The following is a 24785-nucleotide window of genomic DNA, read 5'->3' as shown; positions in this document are numbered from 1 at the left end:
CAATTTTCTCAATCCCTGCGCGCAATATCCGCAAATTTCGCGTCCAGCATTTTCGCCAGATCGCCTGCGGCCAGTTCGATATCCAGCCCGCGTTTGCCGCCAGAAATATAGATCGTCTCAAATTCCTGCGAAGGCGCATCGATCAGGGTCGGCAGACGCTTTTTCTGGCCGAGCGGGCTGATCCCGCCGACCAGATAACCCGTAGTGCGTTGCGCAACCATCGGGTCTGCCATATCGACCTTTTTCGCCCCCAGCGCTTTGGCCACTTTCTTCAGATCAAGCTGTCCGGCGACGGGCGTGACTGCCACGGCGAGGTGCTTCATATCGCCATTCACCGCGACCAGCAGCGTTTTGTAGACCTGGTCCGCGTTCAGCCCCAGCTTGCGCACCACTTCATCACCAAAGTTGGTTTCGTTCGGATCGTGATCGTAGGTGTGGATCCGGAAAGAAATTTTGTTTTTTTCGAGTAATTTAACGGCGGGAGTCATGGCTATCCTTCTTACGACAGACGGTTCATGCCAGCAGCATACGCCTGACGTTTGTCTAAAAAATAGCACCATCTTGCGCAATAGTATTGGCAGTGATGGTTACTTTGAGCGACAATCGGCGTAGCCGAAGGTCACTTCGGTATAATAAAAACGATGAAATTCCTCTTTGACGGGCCAATAGAAATATTGGCCATTTTTTTATTTCAGCAGCGACGGCAAATTCCCTTCTCCGTACAAATGCAACGCGCCAACCGCGACAACATAACGACCGGCAGGCAGGGCATACAGCGTCTCCCGCCACGCCTGGTTGCGCGCGTTCATCAGCACATCATACAACGATTCACTGAACGTCGACGGTAACGCCAGCTTACCGTCTGCGGGCGGCGCATCCAGCCACCAGCCAATCATCGTTTGCAGCAGACGCGCGTTGGTGTGCCAGTGGGTCAGGGTATCATCCAGTAGCATCTTACCGTCATCAGGAAGCTGGCGAAGAAGCGCAATCTGGCTGTCCGTGCCTTCCAGTTCAATGACGGACAGGTTGCACGCCCTTGCCGCATTCAGCAGTTGATAATCGATACCGTAATCGCCGCGCAGCCCCAGGCGCTGCGCCTGGGTTGCCTGTAGCACCATGGCAATTTGCCACAGGGGCAGGGTGTCGAGCATTGAGAGCGAGACGCCGGACTCATCCGCAAGACGGGTAAGCTCAGCCAGCTGCGTCTCGTTAAGACGTTCAGCCAGGGGGCGGTCGCTTTCCAGCCCGGCAAACGGCGATTCATGGCCGGAGATGTCGGCTTCGACGATCAGCGCGTCGGCGCGCTTCAGTAGTTTAATCAGGCCGGAGGGCAGGGGGGACATATCCTGCGTGCCCATATGAATGCTTCCCACCAGGTGCAGTTGCTGCCCACCCGGAAGCGAAATATCCATACCGGGCCAGGCATAACGGCGGGGAAAAAGGGCGCGAAACGATGTTTTTATACGATTAAACAGACCCATACGCGCTCCATAAACGGAAAGGTTCATGCTAGCGCGTGGGGAAGGGGGGCGCAATAGGCGAAAGCCGGGCGGCGCTGCGCTTACCCGGCCTGCTTCCGGGATTCTACGCTTTCGGTTTAAACCGCAGCAGACGGTTAGCGTTGCTCACCACGGTAATTGACGAGAGCGCCATCGCCGCACCCGCAACAACCGGGTTCAGCAGGGTGCCGGTCAGCGGCCACAAAATCCCGGCGGCAATCGGAATGCCGAGCGAGTTATAGACGAAGGCCCCCAGCAGGTTCTGCTTCATGTTGCGCAACGTGGCTTTCGAAATCGCCAGCGCATCCGCCACGCCCATCAGGCTGTGGCGCATCAGGGTGATCGCCGCGGTTTCAATGGCGACATCGCTCCCGCCGCCCATCGCAATACCTACGTCAGCCTGCGCCAGCGCCGGGGCGTCGTTGATGCCGTCGCCGACCATCGCCACCTGACGACCATCACGTTGCAATTTCCTGATGGCGTCCGCTTTGCCATCTGGCAGTACGCCGGCTATCACCTCATCAATCCCGGCTTCTATGGCGATGGCGTTAGCGGTAGTCGGGTTATCACCGGTTAACATCACCAGGCGATAGCCCGCATGGTGCAGGCGTTGCAAGGCATCCACGCTGTCCTGGCGTAACGGATCGCGCACGGCCAGCAGCGCCGCCACCTGACCATCTTTCGCCAGCAGAACCGGCGTCGCGCCCTGAGAGGCCTGCGCGTTCAGCTCAGCGTCCAGCACGGACGTATCAACACCGTGTTCAGTTAGCAGTGCCTGGTTACCCAGCAGCAGCGTATGGCCTTCTGCTTCACCGCTGACCCCTAAACCGCGCAGAGTGCGGAAGTTGCTTACCTGCGGCAGGCGGGCATCACCGGCTTTCTCAAGGATGGCGCGCGCCAGCGGGTGACTGGAGCCTTGTTCCAGCGCGGCGGCCAGGCGCAGGGCATCCGTCTCCGTACAGCCAATGGTATTAACGGCCACTACCTGCGGTTTGCCCTCGGTGAGCGTGCCGGTTTTGTCAAAGACGAGGGTGTCCAGCGTGCTTGCCCGTTGCAGGGCGTCAGCATCACGGACCAGTACGCCAAATTCGGCGGCGCGTCCGACGCCAGAGATAATCGACATCGGCGTGGCCAGACCAAGGGCACAAGGGCAGGCGATGATCAGTACCGTGGTGGCGATCACCAGGGTGTAGACAATCTGCGGCGCCGGGCCGAAGAAATACCAGATTGCCGCGCTCAGCAGGGCAATACCGACCACCACTGGCACAAAAATGGCGGAGATTTTATCGGCAAGCTGACCAATTTCCGGCTTACTGCTCTGCGCCTGGCGGACCATCCGAATGATGCGTGACAGTGTGGTATGGCTGCCAACGGCGCTGGCGCGGAACAGCACGCTGCCGTCCTGTACCACCGTACCCGCATGCACCGCATCGCCCTGAGATTTCTGCTGGGGGATCGGCTCACCGGTTAGCATGGCTTCATCAAGCCAGGCATCGCCCTGGGTGATTTCACCGTCGACGGGCACGCGGTCACCGGTGGTGAGACGCAGCGTCATACCGGGTTGTACCTCTGAGAGCGGAACGCTTTTTTCCCCATCGTCGGTGACCACGCGGGCCGTCGGCGGGGTTAAATCGAGTAATCTTTCCAGCGCTTTCGACGAGCGCTGACGCGCGCGGGCTTCGAGCATATGGCCTAAGTTAATCAGACCAATAATCATCGCGCTCGCTTCATAATAGAGATGGCGCGCCTCCATCGGGAACCACTGCGGCCAGACGTTAACGCTCATCGAATACAGCCACGCCGCGCCCGTCCCGAGCGCGACCAGCGTGTCCATCGTCGCGGTGCGGTTTTTCAGGCTCTTCCAGGCGCTGGTATAGAAATGTCCGCCTGCAAACACCATCACCGCAAGGGTAATCAGACCAATCACCAGCCACAGGGTGCGGTTGTCTGCGGTGACCATCATGTTGTCACCCATCATGCCCCACACCATCACCGGAATACCGACCAGCAGGGCGACGATCGCCTGCCAGCGGAAGCGCTTCATGGTGGCGACAGCCGTTTCCTGCTGGCGCTCGCGGCGCTCGGCATCATCTTCGATGGCCTCCGCCCCGTAGCCCGCTTTCTCCACGGCCTGCACTAAATCTGCGGCGGAGGCACTGCCCATCACCAGCGCAGTACGCTCCGCCAGGTTTACCCGTGCCTGTGCGACGCCCGGTACCGCCTGTAAGGCGTTTTGTACCCGGGAGACACAGCTGGCGCAGCTCATGCCGTTGATCAGCAGCTGTTGGCTGTCATCAATATCATCAGCTACCGGAAGCTCAGGAGTGGCCGCTGTCAGTGCTTCCGACGGGGATGATGACTCTGCCAGCGGTTTAGCCTTTGGGTGGCTTAACTCCGCCCCGTAACCGGCCTGTTTAATGGTATCAATCAGCGCGTCGGCGCTGGCGCTGCCGGTCACGGCGGCATGATCGATAGTCACCTCAGCGCTTTCCACGTCAGGACGCTGCTCCAGGCTTTCTTTAACACGTTTGACACAGTGGCCGCAGGAGAGGCCGTCCAGTGTCAGGTCAATAGTGTGAGACATAACAAAACTCCCGTATAATGTTCTGGTCAATTGTTGACCTTCACTCTGCTTTTCGCTAACTGTTATGAAGGTTAAACCTTCCATCAAGGGGAAGGTCAAGGGGGAAATGTGAATATCAGCGATGTTGCGAAAAAAACCGGCTTAACCAGCAAAGCGATTCGCTTTTATGAGGAAAAAGGGCTGGTGACGCCACCGTTGCGCAGTGAGAACGGCTACCGCAGCTATACGCAGCTGCATCTTGATGAACTGACGTTACTGCGCCAGGCAAGACAGGTAGGATTTAACCTTGAAGAGTGCGGCGAGCTGGTTAACCTGTTTAACGATCCGAAACGCCACAGTGCCGACGTGAAAAAACGTACGCTGGAAAAAGTGGCGGAGATCGAACGCCATATCATCGAATTACAGGCGATGCGTGAGCAACTGTTACAGCTGGCAGAATCCTGCCCGGGAGATGACAGCGCCGAGTGCCCGATTATCGACAATCTTTCCGGCTGCTGCCACCGTAAAACCCACGCCTAACAGGCTTTAACCCGCAGGGTAATGCCTTCTACCGCAATGACCTCAACCCGCGTGCCGGCGCTGAGGTCATCATCGGCCACCACCGGCCATGAACTGTCCCCCACGCGCATATGACCGCGTCCGTTGATCAGCGCGTTATCAAGCGTAAAACGTTTACCCACGATCTGCTGCCCACGCTGATTGAGATGCGCGTCGACCGGCTTCTGCGCCTTCACCCGTTTGTTCAGCCAGCGCCACCACAGCCAGGCGGCCAGCAGCGTCAGCACGGCAAACAGCGCGCCCTGCCACTCCCAGCCGACAGGCAGCAGCCAGACGACCAGCCCGGTAATCACAGCGGCAACACCGCTCCACAGCAGATAACCGTTGCCGCCAAGCATCTCGGCGGCCAGCAGCAAGCCGCCAAGGCTTAGCCAGAACGCATGAGGATGTGCAACGATGAGCTCAATCATTTTTTACGCTCGTTTCCGCCGTCTTTGATCAACTCGGCAATTCCGGCGATAGATCCCATCAGACTGCTGGCATCCAGCGGCATCATCACCACTTTGCTGTTGTTCGCAGAGCCGATCTCCTTCAGCGCATCGGTATATTTTTGCGCGACGAAGTAGTTCACAGCCTGGATATCCCCGGCGGCAATCGCCTCGGAAACCATTTGCGTCGCGCGGGCTTCCGCTTCTGCCGAACGTTCACGCGCTTCTGCCTGGAGGAAGGCAGACTGACGGTCGCCCTCGGCTTTCAGGATCTGCGACTGTTTTTCCCCTTCCGCTTTCAGGATCTCGGCCTGACGCACCCCTTCGGCTTCAAGAATATAGGCGCGTTTGGTACGCTCGGCCTTCATCTGCGCATTCATGGAAGCAATCAGCTCTGCCGGTGGGCGCACGTCGCGGATCTCAATGCGGGTCACTTTGATCCCCCACGGATTGGTGGCTTCATCAACAATGTGCAGCAGGCGGGTATTAATGCTGTCGCGCTGGGAGAGCATTTCGTCCAGCTCCATCGAGCCAAGCACGGTACGGATGTTGGTCATCGTCAGGTTGACGATCGCCAGCTCCAGGTTGCTCACCTCATAGGCCGCTTTCGGCGCATCAATCACCTGAATAAAGCACACCGCATCGATGGTGACGTTGGCGTTATCCTTAGAGATGACTTCCTGGGAAGGAATATCCAGCACCTGCTCCATCATGTTGATTTTACGCCCAATTCTGTCCATGAAGGGGACGATCAGGCTTAAACCCGGCTGAAGGGTATTGGTGTAGCGACCGAAACGTTCGACGGTCCACTGGTAACCCTGCGGGACAATTTTGACGCCTGCGCCCACGATAACCAGCGCAACGAAAATAAGGACAGGAACAACGATGAGCATAAAAACCTCCTGTTTTGCATGCCGTAACGAGAAAAATTGCGTATTTGTTGAACGTAAGTATATCGGTTAATGGGCGGGATTTCGCCCCTGTAAAGAGGTGGGAACCGGACTGGTAAAATTAAAACGCCCCGCCAGGAGAGCGGGGCGCATAGCGTTACTCTTCAGACCAGGAATAGCTGAAGTCGGTGATAAACCCATCCCCGGCGTCAGCGATGGCTTTCGATAAGCCCTGATAGTATTTTTCCAGGCCGATGGCCTCTATCTGCTGGATCTGCTCGCGAACGGGAGCGCAGAACAGTACTGCATTGCCCGCTCCGACACGTTTGTTGTTCGGCGGCAGATCGCCGGTAATCCCCTTAAACCAGGTTCTGATCCCTTGCTTTAAGCTGTGCGGCGCTTTTGCAAGATCCTTCTGGCCTGTCAGCACCTGTAAGGTGGGGAACTCATTTGCATTGACGGCGGTTTTCATGCGTGCAAAGAACGCGGTAAAAAGCTCAAAAGAGCCGAGATCCGTGACGCGAGGCTTGGTGGTTTTTCCGTTTTTATTGCCCATTTTTCCGGCAGGGGCTGTAGGCGCCGGAACCACATTGACCTTATGCAGATCCAGACCAAACAGCAGATTGCAGTGCGCCCGGCGCTCTTTAAGCGGGTAGGACATTAGCACGTCAATAAACGCCGTCGCCTTCACATCGGCCAGGTCATGGTTAATCAGCCATTGCGAGCGGGCAAATTCCGCGGGGGAAACGAACCAGTCCGGCACCTCAGTAAAGCGTCTGGATTTACCCTTGCCGTCAAACTCGAGAAAGTAAGCCCCATCATCGAAAGCAAAATAGCAGTTTTTAAAGCTTCCGATCGTGGTGTTAACGATGAGCGCCTTCTTAACAAAATCGACCACCTCTGCACCCATGACAAAACGCGTGAGTTCAGAAGAATTGATGACTTCCATTAATGTTTCCACATCTGGAACACCAGGCTTCAGGGAAGAGAACTCATAAAAGATATGTGTCATGTTGCTGACTTCCTGTAGTTATAGAGGTGACAATTACCGAACAAAAAGTTTAACACTTGCGATAGGTTAAGGCTATTCGCGCAGCGTAGCGGAAAGGATTATGCTAAAGGCTGTTCTTATCACAGCGGTTAACGGAATCGGAATGAATAATAAAAAAAATCTTCTGGATATCAGGGATGTTGGCTTTCGTGTGGGTGATAACACCATCCTTCAGCACGTCGATTTTTGTCTCTCTCCGGGCGAATTTAAACTCATAACCGGTCCCTCCGGCTGCGGCAAAAGCACCCTCCTGAAAATCGTGGCTTCGCTACTGAGTCCAACGGAGGGAACCATCCTGTTTGAAGGGAAAGATATCGCCACGCTTACACCGGAAAGCTATCGCCAGCAGGTGTCATACTGCGTGCAAACGCCGTCCCTGTTTGGCGACACGGTGTACGACAATCTGGTTTTCCCCTGGCACATCCGCAACCAAACGCCCGATCCGAAAAAGTTTGCGGACGATCTGACCCGTTTTGGGCTTCCGCCGGAGACGCTGACCAAATCGACTGCCGAACTGTCAGGCGGGGAAAAGCAGCGCGTCTCGCTGATCCGTAACCTGCAATTCCTGCCGAAGGTGCTTTTGCTGGATGAAATCACCAGCGCGCTGGATGACGCTAACAAGCGCAACGTCAATGAGATTATTCATCGCTACGTCCGTGAACAGGATATTGCCGTGCTGTGGGTGACGCACGATTCAAACGAAATTAGCCATGCGGATGATGTCATCACGCTCAGGCCGCAGGGCGGGAAAATGGAGGAGGCTCACCGTGGGTGAACATAACATAACCAACGAATCGCTGGCGCTGTCGATGGTCCTGGTGCTGGTGGCGATTGTGGTCAGCTACCGGGAGAAGCTGGGGCTGGAAAAAGATATTCTGTGGAGTATCGTTCGCGCGGTCATTCAGCTCATCATCGTCGGCTATGTGCTGAAATACATCTTCAACGTCAATCATGCCGTGCTGACCCTGTTGATGGTGCTGTTTATCTGCTTTAACGCGGCATGGAACGCGCAGAAACGCAGTAAATACATCGATAAAGCGTTCCTCTCGTCGTTTATTGCCATCACCACCGGGACCGCGTTAACGCTGGCGGTACTGGTGCTCTCCGGCTCGATAGAATTTACGCCGATGCAGGTGATCCCCATTTCCGGGATGATTGCGGGCAATGCGATGGTGGCGGTCGGGTTATGCTACAACAATCTGGGGCAACGCTTCAGCAGTGAACAGCAACAGCTTCAGGAGAAGCTAAGCCTGGGCGCGACACCGAAGGTGGCCTCGGCGCGGTTGATCCGCGACAGCATTCGTTCTTCGCTGATCCCAACGGTGGATTCCGCCAAAACCGTGGGTCTGGTGAGCCTGCCGGGCATGATGTCGGGGCTAATTTTTGCCGGTATCGATCCGGTAAAAGCGATTAAATACCAGATTATGGTGACGTTTATGCTGCTCTCTACGGCGAGCCTGTCGACGATTATTGCCTGCTATCTGACCTATCGGAAGTTTTACAACGCGCGCCACCAGCTGGTGGTGACGCAGTTGAAAAAGACGGGGTAATATCGGCTTTTGTAGGCCCGGCAAGCGTTAGCGCCACCGGGCATTTTTGTTAGTAAAGCAATGCGTACAGCTGACGACGATACTTAGACGCCAGCGCGTCACCGGTGCCGAGCGCGGCCAGGATCTCCTGGAACATCTTTCGCGCCTGACCGTCTGCGGCGCCCAGGTCCTTCTGAAGGTGGCTAAACAGCAGCTCCAGCGCCTCTTCATTACGCCCCACCTGATGAAGCTGAAGCGCCAGCTGGCTTGCCAGCGCGGCATCCGCCGGGTTGTCCGCAACCTGCTGCTGAAGTTGCTGAATTTCAGGGGTATCCGCCGCCTGTTTCAGCAGGTCAATCTGCGCCACCAGGCCCTGATAGCGGGTGTCCTGATCCTGCATCGGCACCGTTTTCAGCACGGCTTCCGCGTCTTCGGGGCGGTGCAGCGCAATCTGGGTCTCTGCCAGCAGCAGACCAATCTGGCTGTTCTGGTTCGACAGCTGCCACGCGTCTTTTAACAGCGGCAGCGCCTCGTCGTACTTGCCTTCCTGCATCAGCGCCATGGCTTCCTGCGCTTTCAGCTCTTCTTCGCGCGGCAGGACTTTATCCAGCAGGGCGCGGATCGCCTCTTCCGGCTGCGGCCCCTGGAAGCCATCCACCGGCTGACCGTTCTGGAACAGGTAGACGGTTGGGATCGCACGCAGGCCAAACTGGGAAGCCACCATCGGTTCGGCGTCACAATCCAGCTTCGCCAGAATGAATTGACCGTTGTACTGCGCGGCAAGGCTTTCCAGGACCGGCGTCAGCTGCAGGCAGTGTTGGCTGCGTTCAGACCAGAAGTAGAACAGCACCGGTGTAGTCATTGACTGTTCGAGTGTCTGTTGCAGGTTAGCTTCAGTTATGTTGACGATATTCTGTACGGACATGCGGCATTCTCTTTTATCGGTTTACTCTTTACATGGGGGTAAGCGTCGTCGCTTCAACTCAACCCTGCAAAATTTTGTCCATCATCCGCCCCGGCAGCAGGCGTTTCAACCAGCCGACGGCATGGGTCACCAGCGTCACCGGATAGCGCATTTTAGGGGTATCGCTCTCAAATGCGTGGCGCACTTTGGCAACCACGGCTTCTGGCCCAAGCGTAAAACGCGCCGCGATACCGGGATTTTCGACCGGTTGGTCCGCCTGCGTCTGGTTAACGTTTTCCGTAAAGCGGGTGCGGATGGGGCCCGGTTCAATCAGGCTGACCTTAATGCCGCTGTGGCGCAGCTCCATGCGCAACGCATCGGACCAGGCTTCAAGCGCATATTTACTGGCAGCGTAAGCCCCGCGTCCCGGCGTGGAGATCAGGCCCATCACCGAGGAGGTCATGACAATCCGCCCTTCGCCGTGCGGCAGCATGGCGGGGAGAAGGCGCATGGTGAGCTGATGCGCCCCAAAAAAGTTTGCGGAGAACTGCTGCTCCAGCTGTTCCCGCGAGAGGGTCTGTAGCGGGCCGTACACGCCGTAGCCCGCATTGTTAAACAGACCGTAAAGACGGTTGCTGGTCAGGGCGATAACCTCATCGGCGGCCTGCTCCACGCTCTCTGGCGAATCGAGATCCAGCAGAATGCCGGTAAATCCCAGCCCTCGCATGCGTTCGACATCTTCGGGTTTGCGGCAGGCCGCCAGCACCCAAAACCCCTGACGTTTCAGTTCAAGGGCGCTCTCAAGGCCAATTCCGCTGGAACATCCTGTTATTAAGACCGATTTTTGCATAACTTTACCTGTCAGGTTCTCAGCTGTTTGACGAGTCATGTTTTACTAAAGGAGCCAGCCGGGTTGCCATCCAGTCGGCAATGAACGGCTGGGCATCGCGATTGGGGTGAATGCCATCATCCTGCATCCACTGGGGTTTCAGATAGACCTCTTCCATGAAAAATGGCAGCAGCGGAATATCAAACTCTTTGGCAAGCTTAGGATAGATCGCGCTAAACGCCTCATTATACCGACGGCCGTAGTTAGCGGGCAGGCGAATTTGCATCAGCAGCGGCTGGGCGTTAGCGGCCTTAATGGTCTGCAAAATAGTCCGCAGCGTTTGCTCCGTTTGCTGTGGCTGGAAGCCGCGCAAACCATCATTACCGCCCAGTTCGACCAGCACCCAACGCGGTTGATGCTGCTTAAGCAGGGCAGGCAGGCGCGATAAGCCTTGCTGCGACGTATCGCCGCTGATGCTGCCGTTAACGACAGACGCCCGGGACTGCCATTTATCATTGAGCAGGGCGGGCCAGGCCACACTGGCCGCCATACGATAGCCCGCGCTCAGGCTATCGCCCAGAATCAATAACGTGTCCGCAGCCGCCGCGCGGAAGGTCATCAGCATCAAAAACAGGAAGGGCAAATGCCAGCGGAAAACATTGTTGAAGTTCATTGTCTTAAGAAGTCCGTCGGTCAGGGAGAACACGAGCTTTCCATCCTCACCGGAGTTGAACTCGTTGTCAAACGTGCCGAAACCATCGCCCTGATTGGCGAATCCGGTTCCGGTAAGTCCACGCTGCTGGCCATTCTCGCCGGGCTGGACGATGGCAGCAGCGGGGAAGTGAACCTGGTCGGCCAGCCCCTCCACGCGCTTGATGAAGAGGCGCGCGCCGCGCTGCGTGCCCGGCATATCGGGTTTGTCTTTCAGTCATTCATGCTGATCCCAACCCTCAACGCGCTGGAAAACGTTGAGCTGCCCGGCCTGCTGCGCGGTGAAAATACCCGCGAAAGCCGCGATCACGCCAAAGCGTTGCTGGAACAGCTGGGGCTGGGAAAACGTCTCCACCACCTTCCGGCACAGCTTTCCGGCGGTGAGCAGCAGCGCGTGGCGCTGGCCAGGGCGTTTAACGGGCGCCCGGAAGTGCTGTTTGCCGATGAGCCCACGGGCAATCTCGACCGTAAAACCGGGGACAAAATTGCCGATCTGCTGTTTTCCCTCAACCGCGAGCATGGCACCACGCTGATTCTGGTTACCCACGACCCGCAGTTGGCCGCCCGCTGCGACCGCCGCCTGCGGCTGGTGAACGGTGTTCTTCAGGAGGAAGCATGATTGCCCGCTGGTTTTGGCGCGAATGGCGCTCGCCCTCGCTGCTGATTGTCTGGCTGGCGTTGAGCCTGGCGGTGGCCTGCGTGCTGGCGCTCGGCAGCGTCAGCGATCGTATGGAGAAAGGGCTTAGCCAGCAGAGTCGGGAATTTATGGCGGGGGACCGGGCTCTGCAAAGTTCTCGCCCCGTGCCGCCGGGCTGGATTGAGGAAGCGCGCAAAGAGGGGCTGAAGGTGGGAGAGCAAATTACCTTCCAGACCATGACCTTTGCGGGCGACACGCCACAGCTTGCCAGCGTAAAAGCCGTGGATGACATCTACCCGATGTATGGTGACTTACAAACCAGTCCGCCGGGGCTAAAACCGGCCTCCGGTACGGTATTGCTGGCTTCGCGTCTGATGGCGCTGCTGAACCTGAAACCCGGCGACAGTATCGACGTCGGCGACGCGACCCTCAAAATTGCCGGGGAAGTGGTGCAGGAACCCGACTCCGGATTTAATCCGTTCCAGCTCGCGCCGCGCCTGCTGATGAACACTGCTGATGTGGCGAAAACCAACGCCGTCCAGCCGGGTAGCCGCGTCACATGGCGCTATAAGTTTGGCGGGACGCCTGCTCAACTGGAGGCGTATGAAAAATGGCTCCTGCCTCAGCTCAAGCCGGAACATCGCTGGTACGGGCTGGAGCAGGATGACGGGGCGCTCGGCAAATCCCTTGAGCGTTCTCAGCAGTTTCTGCTGCTGTCGGCGCTGTTAACCCTGCTGCTGGCCATTGCGGCCGTTGCCGTGGCAATGGGGCACTACTGCCGCAGCCGTTACGATCTGGTGGCGATACTCAAAACCCTCGGCGCGGGCCGGGCACAGCTGCGCAAGCTGATTGTCGGCCAGTGGCTGATGGTGCTGGCGCTGTCGGCTCTGACCGGCGGGGCGATAGGGCTGCTGTTTGAAAAGCTGCTGATGGTGCTGCTCAAACCGGTACTGCCCGCTGCGCTGCCGCCTGCCAGCCTCTGGCCGTGGCTGTGGGCCATCGGCGCGATGACGACGATCTCCCTGCTGGTGGGGTTACGCCCCTACCGGCTGCTGCTCGCCACCCAGCCGCTGCGCGTGCTGCGCCGGGATGTGGTGGCCAGCGTCTGGCCGCTGAAGTTCTATCTGCCGGTGATTATTGCGGTGGCAGTCGGGCTGTTGGCCTGGCTGATGGGCGGCAGTACGCTGCTGTGGGCGGTGCTGGCGGGCGCGGTGGTGCTGGCGCTGCTGTGCGGCGTGGTGGGCTGGCTATTGCTCAATCTTCTCAAAAAGCTGACGGTGAGATCGCTGCCGGTGCGGCTGGCGGTTAACCGACTGCTGCACCAGCCGTGGTCTACCCTCAGCCAGCTCTCGGCATTTTCGCTGTCGTTTATGCTGCTGGCGCTTCTGCTGGTGCTGCGCGGGGATCTGCTGGATCGCTGGCAGCAGCAGCTTCCGCCGGAAAGCCCGAACTATTTCCTGATCAACATTGCTCCCGAACAGGTGACGCCGCTGAAGGGTTTCCTGTCTGAGCATCACATTATTCCGGAATCGTTCTATCCGATCGTGCGCGCCCGCCTGACGCAGATCAACGGCCAGTCCACGGAGGGAAATAAGGATGAATCGCTCAACCGCGAGCTCAACCTGACCTGGCAGGCGAAACGTCCGGACCATAACCCGATCGTGGCCGGCACCTGGCCGCCGAAAGCGGGGGAAGTGTCGATGGAGGAGGGGCTGGCGACACGCCTGAACGTGAAGCTCGGCGATAGCGTGACCTTTACCGGTGATACCCAGGATTTCACCGCCAAAGTCACCAGCCTGCGCAAAGTGGACTGGGAAAGCCTGCGGCCAAATTTCTTCTTCATCTTCCCGCCGGGCGCGCTGGACGGACAGCCCCAGAGCTGGCTGACCAGCTTCCGCTGGGAAAACGGCAACGGCATGCTGACGCAACTGAACCGGGAATTTCCGACGGTGAGCCTGCTGGATATCGGCGCGATCCTCAAACAGGTCGGGCAGGTGCTGGAACAGGTGAGCCGCGCCCTGGAGGTGATGGTGGTGCTGGTGACCGTCTGCGGCCTATTGCTGCTGCTGGCGCAGGTGCAGGTCGGCATGCGTCAGCGTCATCAGGAGCTGGTGGTCTACCGCACGCTGGGGGCCAGTAAACGGCTGCTGCGCGCCACGCTGTGGAGCGAATTTGCCCTGCTCGGGCTGGTGGCGGGCCTGGTGGCGGCCATCGGGGCGGAAACCGCACTGGCGGTGCTTCAGACGAAAGTCTTTGATTTTCCATGGGAGCCTGACTGGCGGCTGTGGCTAACGCTGCCCGTTTGCGGCGCGGTGCTGCTGTCCCTGTGCGGTGGCTGGCTCGGGACGCGGCTGTTGAAAGGTAAAGCGCTGTTCCGCCAGTTTGTCAGCTAGTTTACTTGCGTGATGATGACGCACCGGCATTTCTGCTGGTGTGTCATCGATTAATAGCACTAATCGTTAATACCCATGCATTTAGTAGCACAAAACATTAAAAACCCGCCCACACAGCCCGAATTTTTCCGGTTAATATTCACCAGCTAAATATTTAGCAGCGTGTCTATCAAGGAAAAATAATGACTATAAGAAAAACAGCGCTGGCGACAACGATCGGCGCAGCAGTGGCATTGGCTTCTTTCGCATCTCAGGCGGAAATCACCCTTCTGAAACAGGATCCGCAGGCGGGTAACCCGCTGAGCCGTCTGAACTTCACCGTTGGCGGCAGCATCCGTCCTCAGTTCCAGAACATGACCGGTGACGACGGCAAAAACGGCTACAAGCGTAACGGCTTTGACGGCGGTACCCGTTTCCGTTTCGCGGCAGACTACTACCTGTTCGATGACATCAGCTGGATCACCTACTACGAGCTGGGTGTGAACATTCCGGCGCAGTTTAACTGGGATAACCACTACGCCGACGGCGCGCACGATACTTCACGCCGTATGCTCTACACCGGTCTGAAGAGCGACACCTGGGGTACGCTGACCTTCGGCCAGCAGAACAGCGTGTACTATGACGTGGTGGGCGCGAAAACCGATATCTGGGACTACGACATGATTGGTCAGGCGTCGGGTAACGGGATCAACGGCGACTACGACGGCTCTTACCGTTCACGCCAGATGCTGAAGTACAAGAAAACCGTGGGCGATGCTGACATCTACGCCTCTTACCTGTTTGAAGACAGCGAATACCTGCCGGGCAACGGTCTGCGCTACAAGCGTAAAGGCGGCGGTTCACTGGGTATCGATTACCACCTGACCACCGATCTGACCTGGGGCGCAGCGTGGAACTACACCCGCGCGGACATGCGTAATCCGGACAACGGCGACAGCAAATCCTACGACCAGAACATTCTCGGCACCGCACTGAGCTGGACGCCGGATAACTGGACCTTCTCCGCAGGCGGCGGCTGGTATCAGAACTTCATGACCACCAAAAAAGTGTCCGTTAACGACTACTTCGCCGGTGATGCATGGGGTATTGAATACTTCGCAGGATACAAATTCCCGGTCGGTCAGTATGCGGTGAAATCCATTCAGCCGTACTTCATGGGCGACCGCATTGAGTACGTGAGCGGCCGTAACTACCAGCGCATCGACAACGGCGTAGGTATCAGCGTCCAGCTGGACTACGGTTTCCGCGTGGATTACGAACACGTGTTCACCTCCAGCACCGACAACCTGGGCGACATGAACCTGGTGCGTCTGCGTTACGACTTCTAAGTGGTTTGTTCCCCGGTGGCGCTGCGCTTACCGGGGCTACAAAAGCACGCGTAGGCCGGGTAAGGCGTAGCCGCCACCCGGCTTTTTTCAGCGATCAAGCCACTCGGCAATTTCTTCGTACGTCCCGCGAAAAACAATCTTCTCCGCTTTCTTCTCCAGCTGATAGCCGTACATCGGGTCGTAATAGTCCTTCAGCAGCGGCACAAGCCAGCTGAAGTGCGCGTCAGTGCTTCCAGAGCGCTGTTGTTCCAGCAGCGCGGAATCTAATAGCGCGGTAAATTCCGCGAATCGTTGCAGCCCCAGACGACGGCGGATGGCGAACAGGCCGTGATGCAGGTATTCGCTGTAGGCTTTCCAGCCCGCTTCTTCACCGTAGGCGGCAAAAAAATCGGCCCACATGTGGTCGAAATACTCTTCGCGCAGGCGCTCAAGACGGATCTCAAACGGATCTTCGACCACCACGACAGGCGCTTCCGCCATGCGGTCGCGCAGGCACTCCGGCAGGTGGTTAGAGCCAATCATCCGGCCCTCATCCTCCAGCACCCAGCGCGCGGCATCTTTTTTTAGCAGCTCGACGGCAAGGTGATTCTCGAAGCTCGCCTGAGAAAGTTGCGGGGTGAGCGTGCGGCCAAATGACGAGCCGCGATGGTGCGCCAGCCCTTCCAGATCGATGCCCTGCGCATGCTGCTTCACCAGCAGCGTTTTGCCGTTTCCGGTACAGCCACCGATAAGCACCATCGGTTTTTGTGACTGCTCAATCGTCACCTGAATTGCCGTCTGGCGCAGGGCCTTATAGCCGCCGCGGATCAGCGGATAATCGATTCCCGCCTCTTTAAGCCAGGCCTGGGAGATATGTGAGCGCTGGCCACCGCGCGCGCAGCAAAGGTAGCCCTCAGGATGGGCCAGGCTGGCTTCGCGCCAGGCGTTGATGCGCGCCTCTCGCGTCTCGCCGTTGACCAGGCTATGGCCGAGCGTCAGTGCGGCGTCCGGACCCTGGCGTTTATAGCAGGTGCCGACGGCGGCACGCTCGTCGTCGTTCATTAAGGGCAGGTTGAGTGCGGCGGGCATCGCACCCTGGACAAATTCGATCGGCGCGCGAACGTCGATTAAAGGGGTATCGGACGCGAGGATCGCGCGATAGTCCGTTCCATCGTTCATGGTGGTTCCAGAAGAAAGCTAAGCAGCAATGGGCGGGAATTGTACGCCGGGGAAGGGGAAGGTCAACTCCCCGGCGGGGGTTACTTACTTCAGTTTTGACTGCGCCCAGACAATCCCGCTCGCGTATTCTGGCGGCAGCAGGGGAACAATCGCTTCCAGCGTGGCGCTCAGGCGGTCCGTGTCGGTATCGTTCAGGTTCAGGTGGCCAACCTTACGACCCGGGCGCACCGCTTTGTCGTACCAGTGCAGGTGCACCAGCGGCAGCTTCAGCCAGTCGTAGTTCAGATCGGTGCCGATCAGGTTGATCATCACCGACGGGCTGGTCACCACCGGCTGCGGCAGCGGCAGGTCAGTGATGGCGCGCAGGTGCAGCTCGAACTGGCTGATGGAGGCACCGTTTTGCGTCCAGTGGCCGCTGTTGTGCACGCGCGGCGCAAGTTCGTTGATCAGCAGACCCGATGGCGTGACGAAACACTCCATCGCCATTACGCCCACATAGCCCAGCTCATGCATGATGGCAGAGAGCATCTCTTCCGCCTGCGCCTGCTGGTCAGCATTGGCCTGCGGGAAGGCGACGCTGGTGCGCAGAATCCCGTCCTGATGCAGGTTATGCGTTAGCGGGTAAAAAACGGTGTGCCCGTCATGCCCGCGCGCGCCCACCAGCGACACTTCACCGCTGAAGTTTATGCCCTGCTCAACGATGCACTCGCCGTAGCAGTCGTCCGGCAGCTCGGCGGTGTCGTTCGCGCGCAGGCGCCACTGCCCGCGACCGTCGTAGCCGCCGACACGACGCTTCACGATCGCCAGATCGCCCAGCATGGCGAAGACGTCATTCCACTCGCTTTTGTCGGACAACAGCTGCCACGGCGCGGTCGCAAGGCCGAGCTTGTCGAACAGCTGCTTTTGCGTCAGACGGTCGGCGATGATCGGGAAGACGTCGCGGTTCACAAAGGCGTTATGGCGCGCCAGCTCGCGGGTCAGGGCGGTTTCCGGCCAGCGTTCAATTTCGGCGGTGATCACGCTCTGATGGAACGGCACGGCTTCCGGCTCGGCGTCCAGCCCGACGGGCCAGACGGCAATACCCAGCGGCTCACCGGCCTGACGTAGCATCCGGCCAAGCTGACCATTACCAAGAACGCAAACCTGCTTCATGCTGCACCCCGCGGATCCGGGTTATCCAGCACCTCGTCGGTCTGGGCTTTACGCCACTCCGCCAGGCGTTGATGTAAGTCATTATCATGCGTCGCGAGGATCTGCGCGGCCAGCAGGGCGGCATTTGCGGCACCCGCCTTACCAATCGCCAGCGTACCGACAGGGATACCGCGCGGCATCTGGACGATAGAGTACAGGCTATCAACCCCGCTTAACGCGGCGCTCTGTACCGGCACGCCCAGTACCGGCACCAGGGTTTTGGCGGCAATCATGCCCGGCAGATGTGCTGCGCCGCCCGCACCGGCAATGATCACCTCGTAACCGTTCTCTTCGGCGCTTTCGGCGAAGCTGAACAGTTTATCCGGCGTACGGTGCGCGGAAACCACTTCGACGTGGTGCGGAACATTCAGGATTTCAAAGATTTCGGCGGCGAATTGCATGGTAGCCCAGTCGCTTTTGGACCCCATCACGATGGCGACACGCGCCGGATTATTGCGGGAAGACATGCGTCTTAAAACTCCTGTGGTGCGGAACACACTGCTTTCGAGGGCACAGAGAATAGCATGTAATACCGGCAAGGAAAACGGTTGCGTGGTCGTGAAATGGGCGAAAAAACGAGGAGGGTTAGAACGGGAAGGCGATCAGTTCCACACCTTCCGGCGTGACTTTGACCATCGATCCTTCGCTGTGCCAGGCACCTAAAACCACGCGATGGGCGGGCTCGCCGTTGGCGATAAGGGAATGCACATCGGGACGATGGGTATGGCCGTGGATCAGCCACTGAACGCGATGCTTCTCCATCACGTTCACCACCGCCTGCGGGTTGACGTCCATGATGGTCATCGATTTGCTGCTGTTGGCGGCCTTGCTGCCCGCGCGCATTCTGGCGGCGATGCGGTTGCGGATAAACAGCGGCAGGGCGAGGAACACTTTCTGGATCCACGGGATGTGAACTTTGGCGCGAAACGCCAGGTAGCCGGTATCGTCAGTGCAGAGCGTGTCGCCGTGCATGATCAGAATATTGCGGCCATAGAGGTCAAGCACCTGCTCTTCCGGGAGCAGCGTTATGCCGCTCTCGCGGGCGTAGCGCTGGCCGATCAGGAAATCACGGTTGCCGTGAATGAAATAGCAGGGGACGCCGGAATCCACCAGCGCTTTAATGGCCGCTGCCATCTCACGGTGCAGCGGGTTCGGATCGTCGTCGCCTATCCAGGCCTCAAACAGGTCACCCAGAATGTACAGCGCATCGGCGCTTTTCGCTTCACCGCGTAAAAAACGCAGAAAACCGGCGGTTATCGCCGGTTCTTCTGTTTGCAGATGCAGATCCGCAATAAAGAGTGTCGCCACGAATTACTCGCTGACGGTCACGCTTGTGATCACAACGTCTTCTTTAGGAACGTCCTGGTGCATACCGCTGCGGCCAGTAGAAACGGCTTTGATCTTGTCGACCACGTCCATGCCTTCAACCACTTCTGCGAATACGCAGTAGCCCCAGCCTTGCAGGCTTTCGCCAGAGAAGTTCAGGAAGTCGTTGTCCGCCACGTTAATGAAGAACTGTGCGGTAGCAGAGTGCGGGGCCTGAGTACGGGCCATTGCCAGCGTACCGCGGGTGTTTTTCAGGCCGTTGTTCGCTTCGTTTTTGATCGCTTCTTTCGTCTCTTTCTGGCGCATGCCAGGCTCGAAACCGCCGCCCTGGATCATAAAGCCGTTGATCACACGGTGGAAAATAGTGTTGTTGTAGAAACCTTCGCGGCAGTAGTCCAGGAAGTTTTTAACTGTTTCAGGCGCTTTGTCATCAAAGGTTTTGATTACGATATCGCCATGATTAGTGTGGAAAGTAACCATTTTTGCATCCTGTTCCGTTATTGTGGTGCGTCGACCCGTGCTCGGGTCACATATAGGGGCTTGTTATAGCATAACCACAGGACACGATCACCTTGCATTGTGTGCTGACCGTGCTCCGAATTATGGGTATTATAAGGAACAAACAATCCACACACGTGTTTACATGGAATCTTCGATGTTAAAAATCTTTAATACAATGACGCGCCAAAAAGAGGAATTTAAACCTATCCATGCCGGGGAAGTCGGCATGTACGTGTGTGGTATTACGGTTTACGATCTCTGTCATATCGGCCATGGCCGTACCTTTGTCGCGTTCGATGTGGTGTCCCGCTACCTGCGCTTCCTGGGCTATAACCTGAAGTATGTGCGCAACATCACCGACATCGACGACAAAATCATTAAACGTGCTAATGAAAATGGCGAAAGCTTTGTCGCGCTGGTGGATCGCATGATCGCCGAAATGCACAAGGATTTTGATGCCTTGAATATTCTGCGCCCGGATAGCGAGCCGCGTGCGACCCACCATATTCATGAAATCATTGAGATCACCCAAAAGCTGATCGAGCGCGGTCACGCCTATGTGGCGGACAACGGCGACGTGATGTTCTCGGTGCCGACGGACCCAACCTACGGTGCGCTTTCCCGCCAGGATCTGGACCAGCTCCAGGCCGGTGCACGCGTGGACGTGGTTGACGTGAAGCGTAATCCGATGGACTTCGTGCTGTGGAAGATGTCCAAAGCGGGCGAACCGAGCTGGCCATCCCCGTGGGGCGAAGGGCGTCCGGGCTGGCACATTGAATGTTCCGCGATGAACTGCAAACAGCTGGGCAACCATTTCGACATTCACGGCGGCGGTTCGGATCTGATGTTCCCGCACCACGAAAACGAAATCGCGCAGTCCACCTGTGCTCACGGCGGCGAGTACGTGAACTACTGGATGCACTCCGGGATGGTGATGGTTGACCGCGAGAAGATGTCGAAATCGCTGGGTAACTTCTTCACCGTGCGCGACGTGCTGAAGTATTACGACGCGGAAACCGTGCGCTACTTCCTGATGTCCGGCCACTATCGCAGCCAGCTGAATTACAGCGAAGAGAACCTGAAGCAGGCGCGCGCTGCGCTGGAGCGTCTGTATACCGCACTGCGCGGCACCGACAGGTCTGTTCCGGCCGCTGGCGGCGAGGCGTTCGAAGCCCGCTTCGTTGAGGTCATGAACGACGACTTCAACACCCCGGAAGCCTACTCCGTGCTGTTCGACATGGCGCGTGAGGTGAATCGCCTGAAGTCAGAAGATATGGCGGCGGCGAATGCGCTGGCGTCTCATCTGCGTAAGCTCTCTTCCGTGCTCGGCCTGCTGGAGCAGGACCCGGACGTGTTCCTGCAAAGCGGCGCGCAGGCGGACGACGGTGAAGTAGCGGAAATTGAAGCACTGATTAAAGCGCGTCTGGAAGCGCGTCAGGCGAAAGACTGGGCGGCGGCGGATGCGGCGCGTAACCGTCTGACCGAGATGGGTATTATTCTGGAAGACGGCCCGCAGGGCACCACCTGGCGTCGTAAGTAAGTCCGTAATGCCCGGTGGCGCTTACGCTTACCGGGCCTACAGGTGAAAGTAGGCCGGGTAAGGCGTAGCCGCCACCCGGTTTTTTTTACCTTCTCTTCCTCCACCATAATACTCCCATCAGCACGATTCCCGGCAGCCACACCCACAGCAGTTCCGAGATAATCACCTGATGCCCGTACGGCGTGGTATAGCGCGACAGTGCAAACGGCGCGACCTTAATCACCTGCCACGGCGCAAAGAAGCGCTCATCTGACCAGGGCCACAGCCAGCCGACGCCTTTCCCGCCGGTGGTAATCGAATCCAGCAGGCTGTGCGACAGCAGCGACACGGTTAAAAACAGCCAGCAGCGTGACAGGCTGGCCCGGAACCATCGACGCCCAGCCAGCACGCAAAGTATGGGCACTCCAAAGGCAAACAGCAGCGAATGAGTGAAACCGCGGTGGCCGAAAATATTCCCGTAGGCGACACCGAATTTAAACGCCAGTACGTCAGCGTCAGGCAGCATGGCGAGGACGATCCCGGCAAACAGCAGGCGGGGTGGGATGACTTTGGTTCCGAGCCCTAAGCCCAGACACAGAGGTACGGCAGCGTGGGTGATAACGGTAGGCATTACATTTATCCATGGCAAATCATGGAAATATAGCAGTCATCACGCGCTATAAGACCCATGCTAAATTCTGAATTTACGCCGATTCCCGCGCGATAAGCTGGCCGGAGAGGGTAATACGCTGCGTTTGCAGATCCGGCTCCTTCAGCCTGCGGATCATCAGCCCTGCCGCCTGGCGGCCTGTCTCTTCGCTGGCAGACGAAACGTAAGTCAGTGACGGCGACGTGAGGTTTACGTGAAGCATATCTTCAAAGCCGATCAGCGCCACCTGCTGAGTCAGGAAAACATCTTTGCCCACCGTGCGCCCCACCTGGTGAATGCCGGAGATCGAACCGATCATCGCGTCCGGCGAATGGCAGAGCAGGGCGGTAATCGTGTTGTTCTTCTCCAGCAGCTGGCGAGTCGCCATGGCCGCCGCCTGCGTATCATCGGTGCAGGCGGGAGAATATTCCTCACGCCAGACCAGGCCGTTCTGCGTCATCGCGCTGCGAAAACCGAGCAGGCGCTGCTCGCGAATACGGCACCCGTCGCGCCCGCCAATGTAGGCGATGGTGCGGTGCCCGCGCTCGATAAGATAACGCGCGGCCAGGTTCGCCGCCTGGCGGTTATCGCGCATCACCAGATTGCATTTCTCTTCCAGCAACGACTGCGAAACCGCCACAAGCGGCAGCGGGCATTGGCGAATGTGTTCCGGGAGAGAGGCGGCGCGGGTGTCCGACGCCAGATAGATGACGCCCGCCACGCCCTGCTGCTTAAATGAGAGCAGGGTACGCTCAAGATGTTCGTCGTCGTTCAGCGGCTGACCGAGAAAAACCATATAACCCTGTTTCTCCAGCTCCTGAACGATGCTCGCCATCACTTTGATGGAAAAGCTGTCGCTGAAGTCCCGCAGGATCAGGCCGATTAAATTGGAGGTGTTGGCGCGAAGGTTGGCAGCGGCGACGTTATGAACATAGCCCAGCGTTGTGATGGCGGCATTGACCTTCCCGATCGTCGCCTCTGAGATTTTCCCTTTCTGGCGCAGCACCAGCGACACGGTAGAAACCGACACGCCCGCATGCTTTGCAACATCAATAATGCTGACTTTCTTCAAAACCGCTCCCTGAAATTTACCGATTATCAGCCAGATAAGAGGCGTACCCCAGCGTACAGGAGACGCCTCCTTCAGGCATCTTATTATTTGCCAATCATCGTGGACATGGTCTGGGCGATAAACTGTGCTCTGGCCCCGAAAATCACCTGTATCCCGTTGTCGCCAACAAACACCACGCCGCGCGCGCCCAGCCCGTTCAGCCCGTCCCGGTCCACCGCTTCGCTCTTCGCCACTTCCAGACGCAGACGCGTGATGCAGGAGCCGACAGAATCAATGTTCTGCGCACCGCCCAGCAGGCCGATGATTTCGGTGGCAAGTTCGGAATCGGACTTGTCATTCGCGCTGGCGGTCACTTCGGTGCGGCCCGGCGTTTTCACGTCGAAACGGCGGATCACGAAGCGGAAGGTGAAATAGTAAATCAGGGCCATTGGGATACCGATGATAATGGCGCTCAGGAAGTTGGTCTGATAGCCGTTAAACGACGGCAGGATCCCGAACGACAGGTAGTCGATAAAGCCCGCCGAGAACGACTTGGCGATGTGCGCATGCAGCAGGTACATGGTCATGTACGCCAGGCCCGCCATGATGGCGTTGAAGACGTAAAGGATCGGCGCCACGAAGATAAAGGTGAACTCTACCGGCTCGGTGATGCCCGTCAGGAAGCAGGTGAGGGCGGCGGAGAAGAGAATACCGGCCGCAATTTTCTTATTCTTCGTGTGCGCTTCATGGTACATCGCAAGGCACGCCGCAGGCAGCGCGAACAGCATCAGCGGGAACTCGCCCTGCATGAATTTCCCGGCGTTCTGGTAGGTATCGCTGCTGAAGGATTTCACCCCCTCTTCGAGCATCTTGAACCAGATGGTCTGGTCGCCGTGGATCACCTGACCCGCCTGGGTAGTGTAATCCCCGAACGAATACCAGAAGGAGGGATACCAGATGTGGTGCAGACCGAGCGGGATCAACGCGCGCTCCACCAGCCCGAAGATAAAGGTCGAGGCCGCCTGGTTATCGCCGTTCACCACCACGGACAGGGCGTCGATCCCGGACTGAATATGCTGCCACACGTACGGCAGCAGCAGGCCGAGCAGGAACGACAGAAATGCCGTCGCAATCGCCACAAAACGCTTCCCGGAGAAGAAGCCGAGGAATTCCGGCAGCTGCATGGTGTGGAAGCGGTTGTAGCACCAGGCCGCGAGAATACCGCAGATCAGGCCGCCAAAGACACCCATCTGCAACGTCGGAATGCCGACGACCATGGCGTATTTCCCGCCCTGGGAGGCCATTTCCGGCGTAATGCTCAGCACGGTGCTGATGGTGATGTTGGTGACAAACACCGAGACCGCCGCAGAGAGTGCCGCAATGCCGGATTCCGAAGCCAGACCGACGGCAGAGCCGATGGCGAACAGCATCGGCAGGTTATCAAAGATAACCCCGCCGGCGTTCATCATCAGCGGCAGGTGGAACTTATCGCCGAAGGCCAGCAGCAGGCCTGCAGCGGGAAGCAGTGAAATTGGCAGCATTAAGGCGCGACCAATCATCGATAACTTAGACAGCGATTTAACAAACCCTGATATCAGACTCATGCTGATTTCCCCCGAGTAGCGCTTTTTCGCGCTGTTATTGTAAGTAGAACGTTTTAGTAGAACGTTCTACTTATCGTGGGGAAAGTCTGAAAATCGCGCAACATAATTTTCACGTTTCGCCAGAGGGAATAGTGATTATTTGAAGTTGATCGATAATTAACCGTGATGGGTGTGAGGGGATGTTTATCCCCTCTCCCTGTGGGAGAGGGTTAGGGTGAGGGCATCAGACAGCTCAGGCCGTCACGGTCACGCTCTGACCTGCAAAGCTCACGGTCTGGCCCGCGACAATTTTGCAGCGCTTGCGGGTTTCCACCGTGCCGTCTACTTTTACCTGCCCGTCGGCGATGACGATTTTCGCCTGCGCGCCGCTTTCGCTCCAGCCTTCCAGCTTCAGCAGATCGCACAGCTCAACGTGCGGATGTTTTCCTAAAGAAAAAGTTGCCAT

25 protein-coding genes are annotated in these 24785 nt (G+C 57.8%); 7 read left to right on the top strand and 18 right to left on the bottom strand.

The window, feature by feature from the left end; genetic code table 11:
* Positions 1-8 precede the first annotated feature (8 nt).
* The 3 genes from ybaK to copA form a co-directional block, all read right to left on the bottom strand.
* Positions 9-488: a Cys-tRNA(Pro)/Cys-tRNA(Cys) deacylase YbaK gene (gene ybaK, locus AC4OVS_RS16985; RefSeq protein WP_010428207.1), complete on the bottom strand. Its 480-nt coding sequence runs from the start codon at positions 486-488 to the stop codon at positions 9-11.
* Positions 489-686: 198 nt separating this feature from the next.
* Positions 687-1481, bottom strand: a complete 795-nt coding sequence (locus AC4OVS_RS16980) for a TraB/GumN family protein (protein WP_023299471.1) — start codon at positions 1479-1481, stop codon at positions 687-689.
* Between the two features lie 103 nt (positions 1482-1584).
* Positions 1585-4083, bottom strand: a complete 2499-nt coding sequence (gene copA / locus AC4OVS_RS16975) for a copper-exporting P-type ATPase CopA (RefSeq protein ID WP_491922588.1) — start codon at positions 4081-4083, stop codon at positions 1585-1587.
* Between the two features lie 108 nt (positions 4084-4191).
* On the opposite strand from copA, the gene cueR reads away from it, so the two are divergent.
* Entirely contained in the window at positions 4192-4602 is a 411-nt protein-coding gene (cueR, locus tag AC4OVS_RS16970; protein WP_017383222.1) for a Cu(I)-responsive transcriptional regulator, read from the top strand.
* On the opposite strand, the gene AC4OVS_RS16965 is transcribed toward cueR, so the two are convergent.
* The 3 genes from AC4OVS_RS16965 to AC4OVS_RS16955 form a co-directional block, all read right to left on the bottom strand.
* Positions 4599-5051, bottom strand: coding sequence for an NfeD family protein (locus AC4OVS_RS16965; RefSeq protein ID WP_023305604.1), 453 nt, complete (start codon positions 5049-5051; stop codon positions 4599-4601). The genes cueR and AC4OVS_RS16965 overlap by 4 nt on opposite strands.
* The gene (locus AC4OVS_RS16960) at positions 5048-5962 is read right to left on the bottom strand and encodes an SPFH domain-containing protein (protein WP_003858941.1); all 915 of its coding nucleotides are present in this window, start codon (positions 5960-5962) and stop codon (positions 5048-5050) included. Before AC4OVS_RS16960 ends, AC4OVS_RS16965 begins: the two co-directional genes overlap by 4 nt.
* Before the next feature lie 154 nt (positions 5963-6116).
* Positions 6117-6971, bottom strand: coding sequence for a hypothetical protein (locus AC4OVS_RS16955; protein ID WP_058646023.1), 855 nt, complete (start codon positions 6969-6971; stop codon positions 6117-6119).
* 142 nt (positions 6972-7113) lie between these two features.
* On the opposite strand from AC4OVS_RS16955, the gene fetA reads away from it, so the two are divergent.
* Together fetA and fetB are read left to right on the top strand one after the other, a co-directional pair.
* Positions 7114-7785 carry an iron efflux ABC transporter ATP-binding subunit FetA gene (gene fetA, locus AC4OVS_RS16950; RefSeq protein ID WP_023305606.1) on the top strand — a complete coding sequence of 224 codons (672 nt, stop codon included), beginning with the start codon at positions 7114-7116 and terminating at the stop codon, positions 7783-7785.
* Entirely contained in the window at positions 7778-8560 is a 783-nt protein-coding gene (gene fetB, locus AC4OVS_RS16945) for an iron efflux ABC transporter permease subunit FetB (protein WP_022647290.1), read from the top strand. The genes fetA and fetB overlap by 8 nt, the downstream gene beginning before the upstream one ends.
* Positions 8561-8609: 49 nt before the next feature.
* On the opposite strand, the gene AC4OVS_RS16940 is transcribed toward fetB, so the two are convergent.
* From AC4OVS_RS16940 to tesA, 3 genes are read right to left on the bottom strand one after another with little or no spacing between them, the layout of a single operon-like run.
* Complete coding sequence (locus tag AC4OVS_RS16940; protein ID WP_022647291.1) at positions 8610-9464, bottom strand: co-chaperone YbbN; 855 nt, start codon at positions 9462-9464, stop codon at positions 8610-8612.
* Positions 9465-9522: 58 nt separating this feature from the next.
* A complete protein-coding gene (locus AC4OVS_RS16935; RefSeq protein ID WP_096216772.1) occupies positions 9523-10332 on the bottom strand; it encodes an SDR family oxidoreductase in 810 nt (269 codons plus the stop codon).
* Positions 10313-10945 carry a multifunctional acyl-CoA thioesterase I/protease I/lysophospholipase L1 gene (gene tesA, locus AC4OVS_RS16930; RefSeq protein WP_491922587.1) on the bottom strand — a complete coding sequence of 211 codons (633 nt, stop codon included), beginning with the start codon at positions 10943-10945 and terminating at the stop codon, positions 10313-10315. Before tesA ends, AC4OVS_RS16935 begins: the two co-directional genes overlap by 20 nt.
* Here tesA and ybbA point away from each other — a divergent pair.
* From ybbA to AC4OVS_RS16915, 3 genes are all read left to right on the top strand, one after another.
* Positions 10916-11602, top strand: a complete 687-nt coding sequence (ybbA, locus tag AC4OVS_RS16925) for a putative ABC transporter ATP-binding protein YbbA (RefSeq protein ID WP_491922586.1) — start codon at positions 10916-10918, stop codon at positions 11600-11602. The genes tesA and ybbA overlap by 30 nt on opposite strands.
* Entirely contained in the window at positions 11599-14013 is a 2415-nt protein-coding gene (ybbP, locus tag AC4OVS_RS16920) for a putative ABC transporter permease subunit YbbP (RefSeq protein ID WP_063152369.1), read from the top strand. Before ybbA ends, ybbP begins: the two co-directional genes overlap by 4 nt.
* Before the next feature lie 182 nt (positions 14014-14195).
* Positions 14196-15341, top strand: a complete 1146-nt coding sequence (locus tag AC4OVS_RS16915) for a porin (RefSeq protein ID WP_491922585.1) — start codon at positions 14196-14198, stop codon at positions 15339-15341.
* Positions 15342-15428: 87 nt separating this feature from the next.
* Here the strand turns inward: AC4OVS_RS16915 and mnmH are convergent, their stop codons facing one another.
* From mnmH to ppiB, 5 genes are all read right to left on the bottom strand, one after another.
* Entirely contained in the window at positions 15429-16499 is a 1071-nt protein-coding gene (mnmH, locus tag AC4OVS_RS16910) for a tRNA 2-selenouridine(34) synthase MnmH (protein ID WP_038415556.1), read from the bottom strand.
* A gap of 84 nt (positions 16500-16583) precedes the next feature.
* Positions 16584-17651, bottom strand: coding sequence for a 5-(carboxyamino)imidazole ribonucleotide synthase (gene purK / locus AC4OVS_RS16905; RefSeq protein ID WP_023299480.1), 1068 nt, complete (start codon positions 17649-17651; stop codon positions 16584-16586).
* Complete coding sequence (gene purE, locus AC4OVS_RS16900) at positions 17648-18157, bottom strand: 5-(carboxyamino)imidazole ribonucleotide mutase (RefSeq protein ID WP_023299481.1); 510 nt, start codon at positions 18155-18157, stop codon at positions 17648-17650. The genes purK and purE overlap by 4 nt, the downstream gene beginning before the upstream one ends.
* Positions 18158-18275: 118 nt before the next feature.
* Positions 18276-18998, bottom strand: coding sequence for a UDP-2,3-diacylglucosamine diphosphatase (gene lpxH / locus AC4OVS_RS16895; protein WP_491922584.1), 723 nt, complete (start codon positions 18996-18998; stop codon positions 18276-18278).
* A 3-nt stretch (positions 18999-19001) separates the two neighbouring features.
* Positions 19002-19496, bottom strand: coding sequence for a peptidylprolyl isomerase B (gene ppiB, locus AC4OVS_RS16890; protein WP_000256009.1), 495 nt, complete (start codon positions 19494-19496; stop codon positions 19002-19004).
* Positions 19497-19671: 175 nt separating this feature from the next.
* Here ppiB and cysS point away from each other — a divergent pair, with 175 nt between their 5' ends.
* Positions 19672-21057, top strand: a complete 1386-nt coding sequence (gene cysS, locus AC4OVS_RS16885) for a cysteine--tRNA ligase (RefSeq protein WP_023305609.1) — start codon at positions 19672-19674, stop codon at positions 21055-21057.
* 85 nt (positions 21058-21142) lie between these two features.
* Here the strand turns inward: cysS and AC4OVS_RS16880 are convergent, their stop codons facing one another.
* The 4 genes from AC4OVS_RS16880 to ybcJ all read right to left on the bottom strand — a co-directional run bounded on the left by AC4OVS_RS16880 (position 21143) and on the right by ybcJ (position 24785).
* Entirely contained in the window at positions 21143-21667 is a 525-nt protein-coding gene (locus AC4OVS_RS16880) for a metal-dependent hydrolase (RefSeq protein ID WP_206227289.1), read from the bottom strand.
* A gap of 73 nt (positions 21668-21740) precedes the next feature.
* Positions 21741-22757 carry a Mal regulon transcriptional regulator MalI gene (gene malI / locus AC4OVS_RS16875; RefSeq protein ID WP_023299483.1) on the bottom strand — a complete coding sequence of 339 codons (1017 nt, stop codon included), beginning with the start codon at positions 22755-22757 and terminating at the stop codon, positions 21741-21743.
* A gap of 83 nt (positions 22758-22840) precedes the next feature.
* Positions 22841-24340 (bottom strand): PTS transporter subunit EIIC, encoded by a 1500-nt coding sequence (locus tag AC4OVS_RS16870; RefSeq protein ID WP_003858916.1) that lies wholly within the window; start codon positions 24338-24340, stop codon positions 22841-22843.
* Between the two features lie 232 nt (positions 24341-24572).
* On the bottom strand, positions 24573-24785 hold the full coding sequence (gene ybcJ / locus AC4OVS_RS16865) for a ribosome-associated protein YbcJ (RefSeq protein ID WP_022647303.1): 213 nt from the start codon (positions 24783-24785) through the stop codon (positions 24573-24575).

The sequence above is a fragment of the Enterobacter sp. 4974935 genome, assembly GCF_058661735.1.
Note: the sequence above shows the minus strand (reverse complement) of the source record. Positions and strands in the feature narration are given on the sequence as shown.

Coding starts and splice junctions, on each gene's coding strand:
- copA (WP_491922588.1), bottom strand. CDS start 4,083: ATGTCTCACACTATTGACCTGACACTGGACGGCCTCTCCTGCGGCCAC.
- AC4OVS_RS16965 (WP_023305604.1), bottom strand. CDS start 5,051: ATGATTGAGCTCATCGTTGCACATCCTCATGCGTTCTGGCTAAGCCTT.
- AC4OVS_RS16880 (WP_206227289.1), bottom strand. CDS start 21,667: ATGCCTACCGTTATCACCCACGCTGCCGTACCTCTGTGTCTGGGCTTA.
- AC4OVS_RS16915 (WP_491922585.1), top strand. CDS start 14,196: ATGACTATAAGAAAAACAGCGCTGGCGACAACGATCGGCGCAGCAGTG.
- cysS (WP_023305609.1), top strand. CDS start 19,672: ATGTTAAAAATCTTTAATACAATGACGCGCCAAAAAGAGGAATTTAAA.
- ybaK (WP_010428207.1), bottom strand. CDS start 488: ATGACTCCCGCCGTTAAATTACTCGAAAAAAACAAAATTTCTTTCCGG.
- ybbP (WP_063152369.1), top strand. CDS start 11,599: ATGATTGCCCGCTGGTTTTGGCGCGAATGGCGCTCGCCCTCGCTGCTG.
- tesA (WP_491922587.1), bottom strand. CDS start 10,945: ATGAACTTCAACAATGTTTTCCGCTGGCATTTGCCCTTCCTGTTTTTG.
- purK (WP_023299480.1), bottom strand. CDS start 17,651: ATGAAGCAGGTTTGCGTTCTTGGTAATGGTCAGCTTGGCCGGATGCTA.
- AC4OVS_RS16940 (WP_022647291.1), bottom strand. CDS start 9,464: ATGTCCGTACAGAATATCGTCAACATAACTGAAGCTAACCTGCAACAG.
- AC4OVS_RS16955 (WP_058646023.1), bottom strand. CDS start 6,971: ATGACACATATCTTTTATGAGTTCTCTTCCCTGAAGCCTGGTGTTCCA.
- purE (WP_023299481.1), bottom strand. CDS start 18,157: ATGTCTTCCCGCAATAATCCGGCGCGTGTCGCCATCGTGATGGGGTCC.
- AC4OVS_RS16980 (WP_023299471.1), bottom strand. CDS start 1,481: ATGGGTCTGTTTAATCGTATAAAAACATCGTTTCGCGCCCTTTTTCCC.
- mnmH (WP_038415556.1), bottom strand. CDS start 16,499: ATGAACGATGGAACGGACTATCGCGCGATCCTCGCGTCCGATACCCCT.
- AC4OVS_RS16960 (WP_003858941.1), bottom strand. CDS start 5,962: ATGCTCATCGTTGTTCCTGTCCTTATTTTCGTTGCGCTGGTTATCGTG.
- ybcJ (WP_022647303.1), bottom strand. CDS start 24,785: ATGGCAACTTTTTCTTTAGGAAAACATCCGCACGTTGAGCTGTGCGAT.
- fetA (WP_023305606.1), top strand. CDS start 7,114: ATGAATAATAAAAAAAATCTTCTGGATATCAGGGATGTTGGCTTTCGT.
- ybbA (WP_491922586.1), top strand. CDS start 10,916: ATGCCAGCGGAAAACATTGTTGAAGTTCATTGTCTTAAGAAGTCCGTC.
- ppiB (WP_000256009.1), bottom strand. CDS start 19,496: ATGGTTACTTTCCACACTAATCATGGCGATATCGTAATCAAAACCTTT.
- AC4OVS_RS16870 (WP_003858916.1), bottom strand. CDS start 24,340: ATGAGTCTGATATCAGGGTTTGTTAAATCGCTGTCTAAGTTATCGATG.
- AC4OVS_RS16935 (WP_096216772.1), bottom strand. CDS start 10,332: ATGACTCGTCAAACAGCTGAGAACCTGACAGGTAAAGTTATGCAAAAA.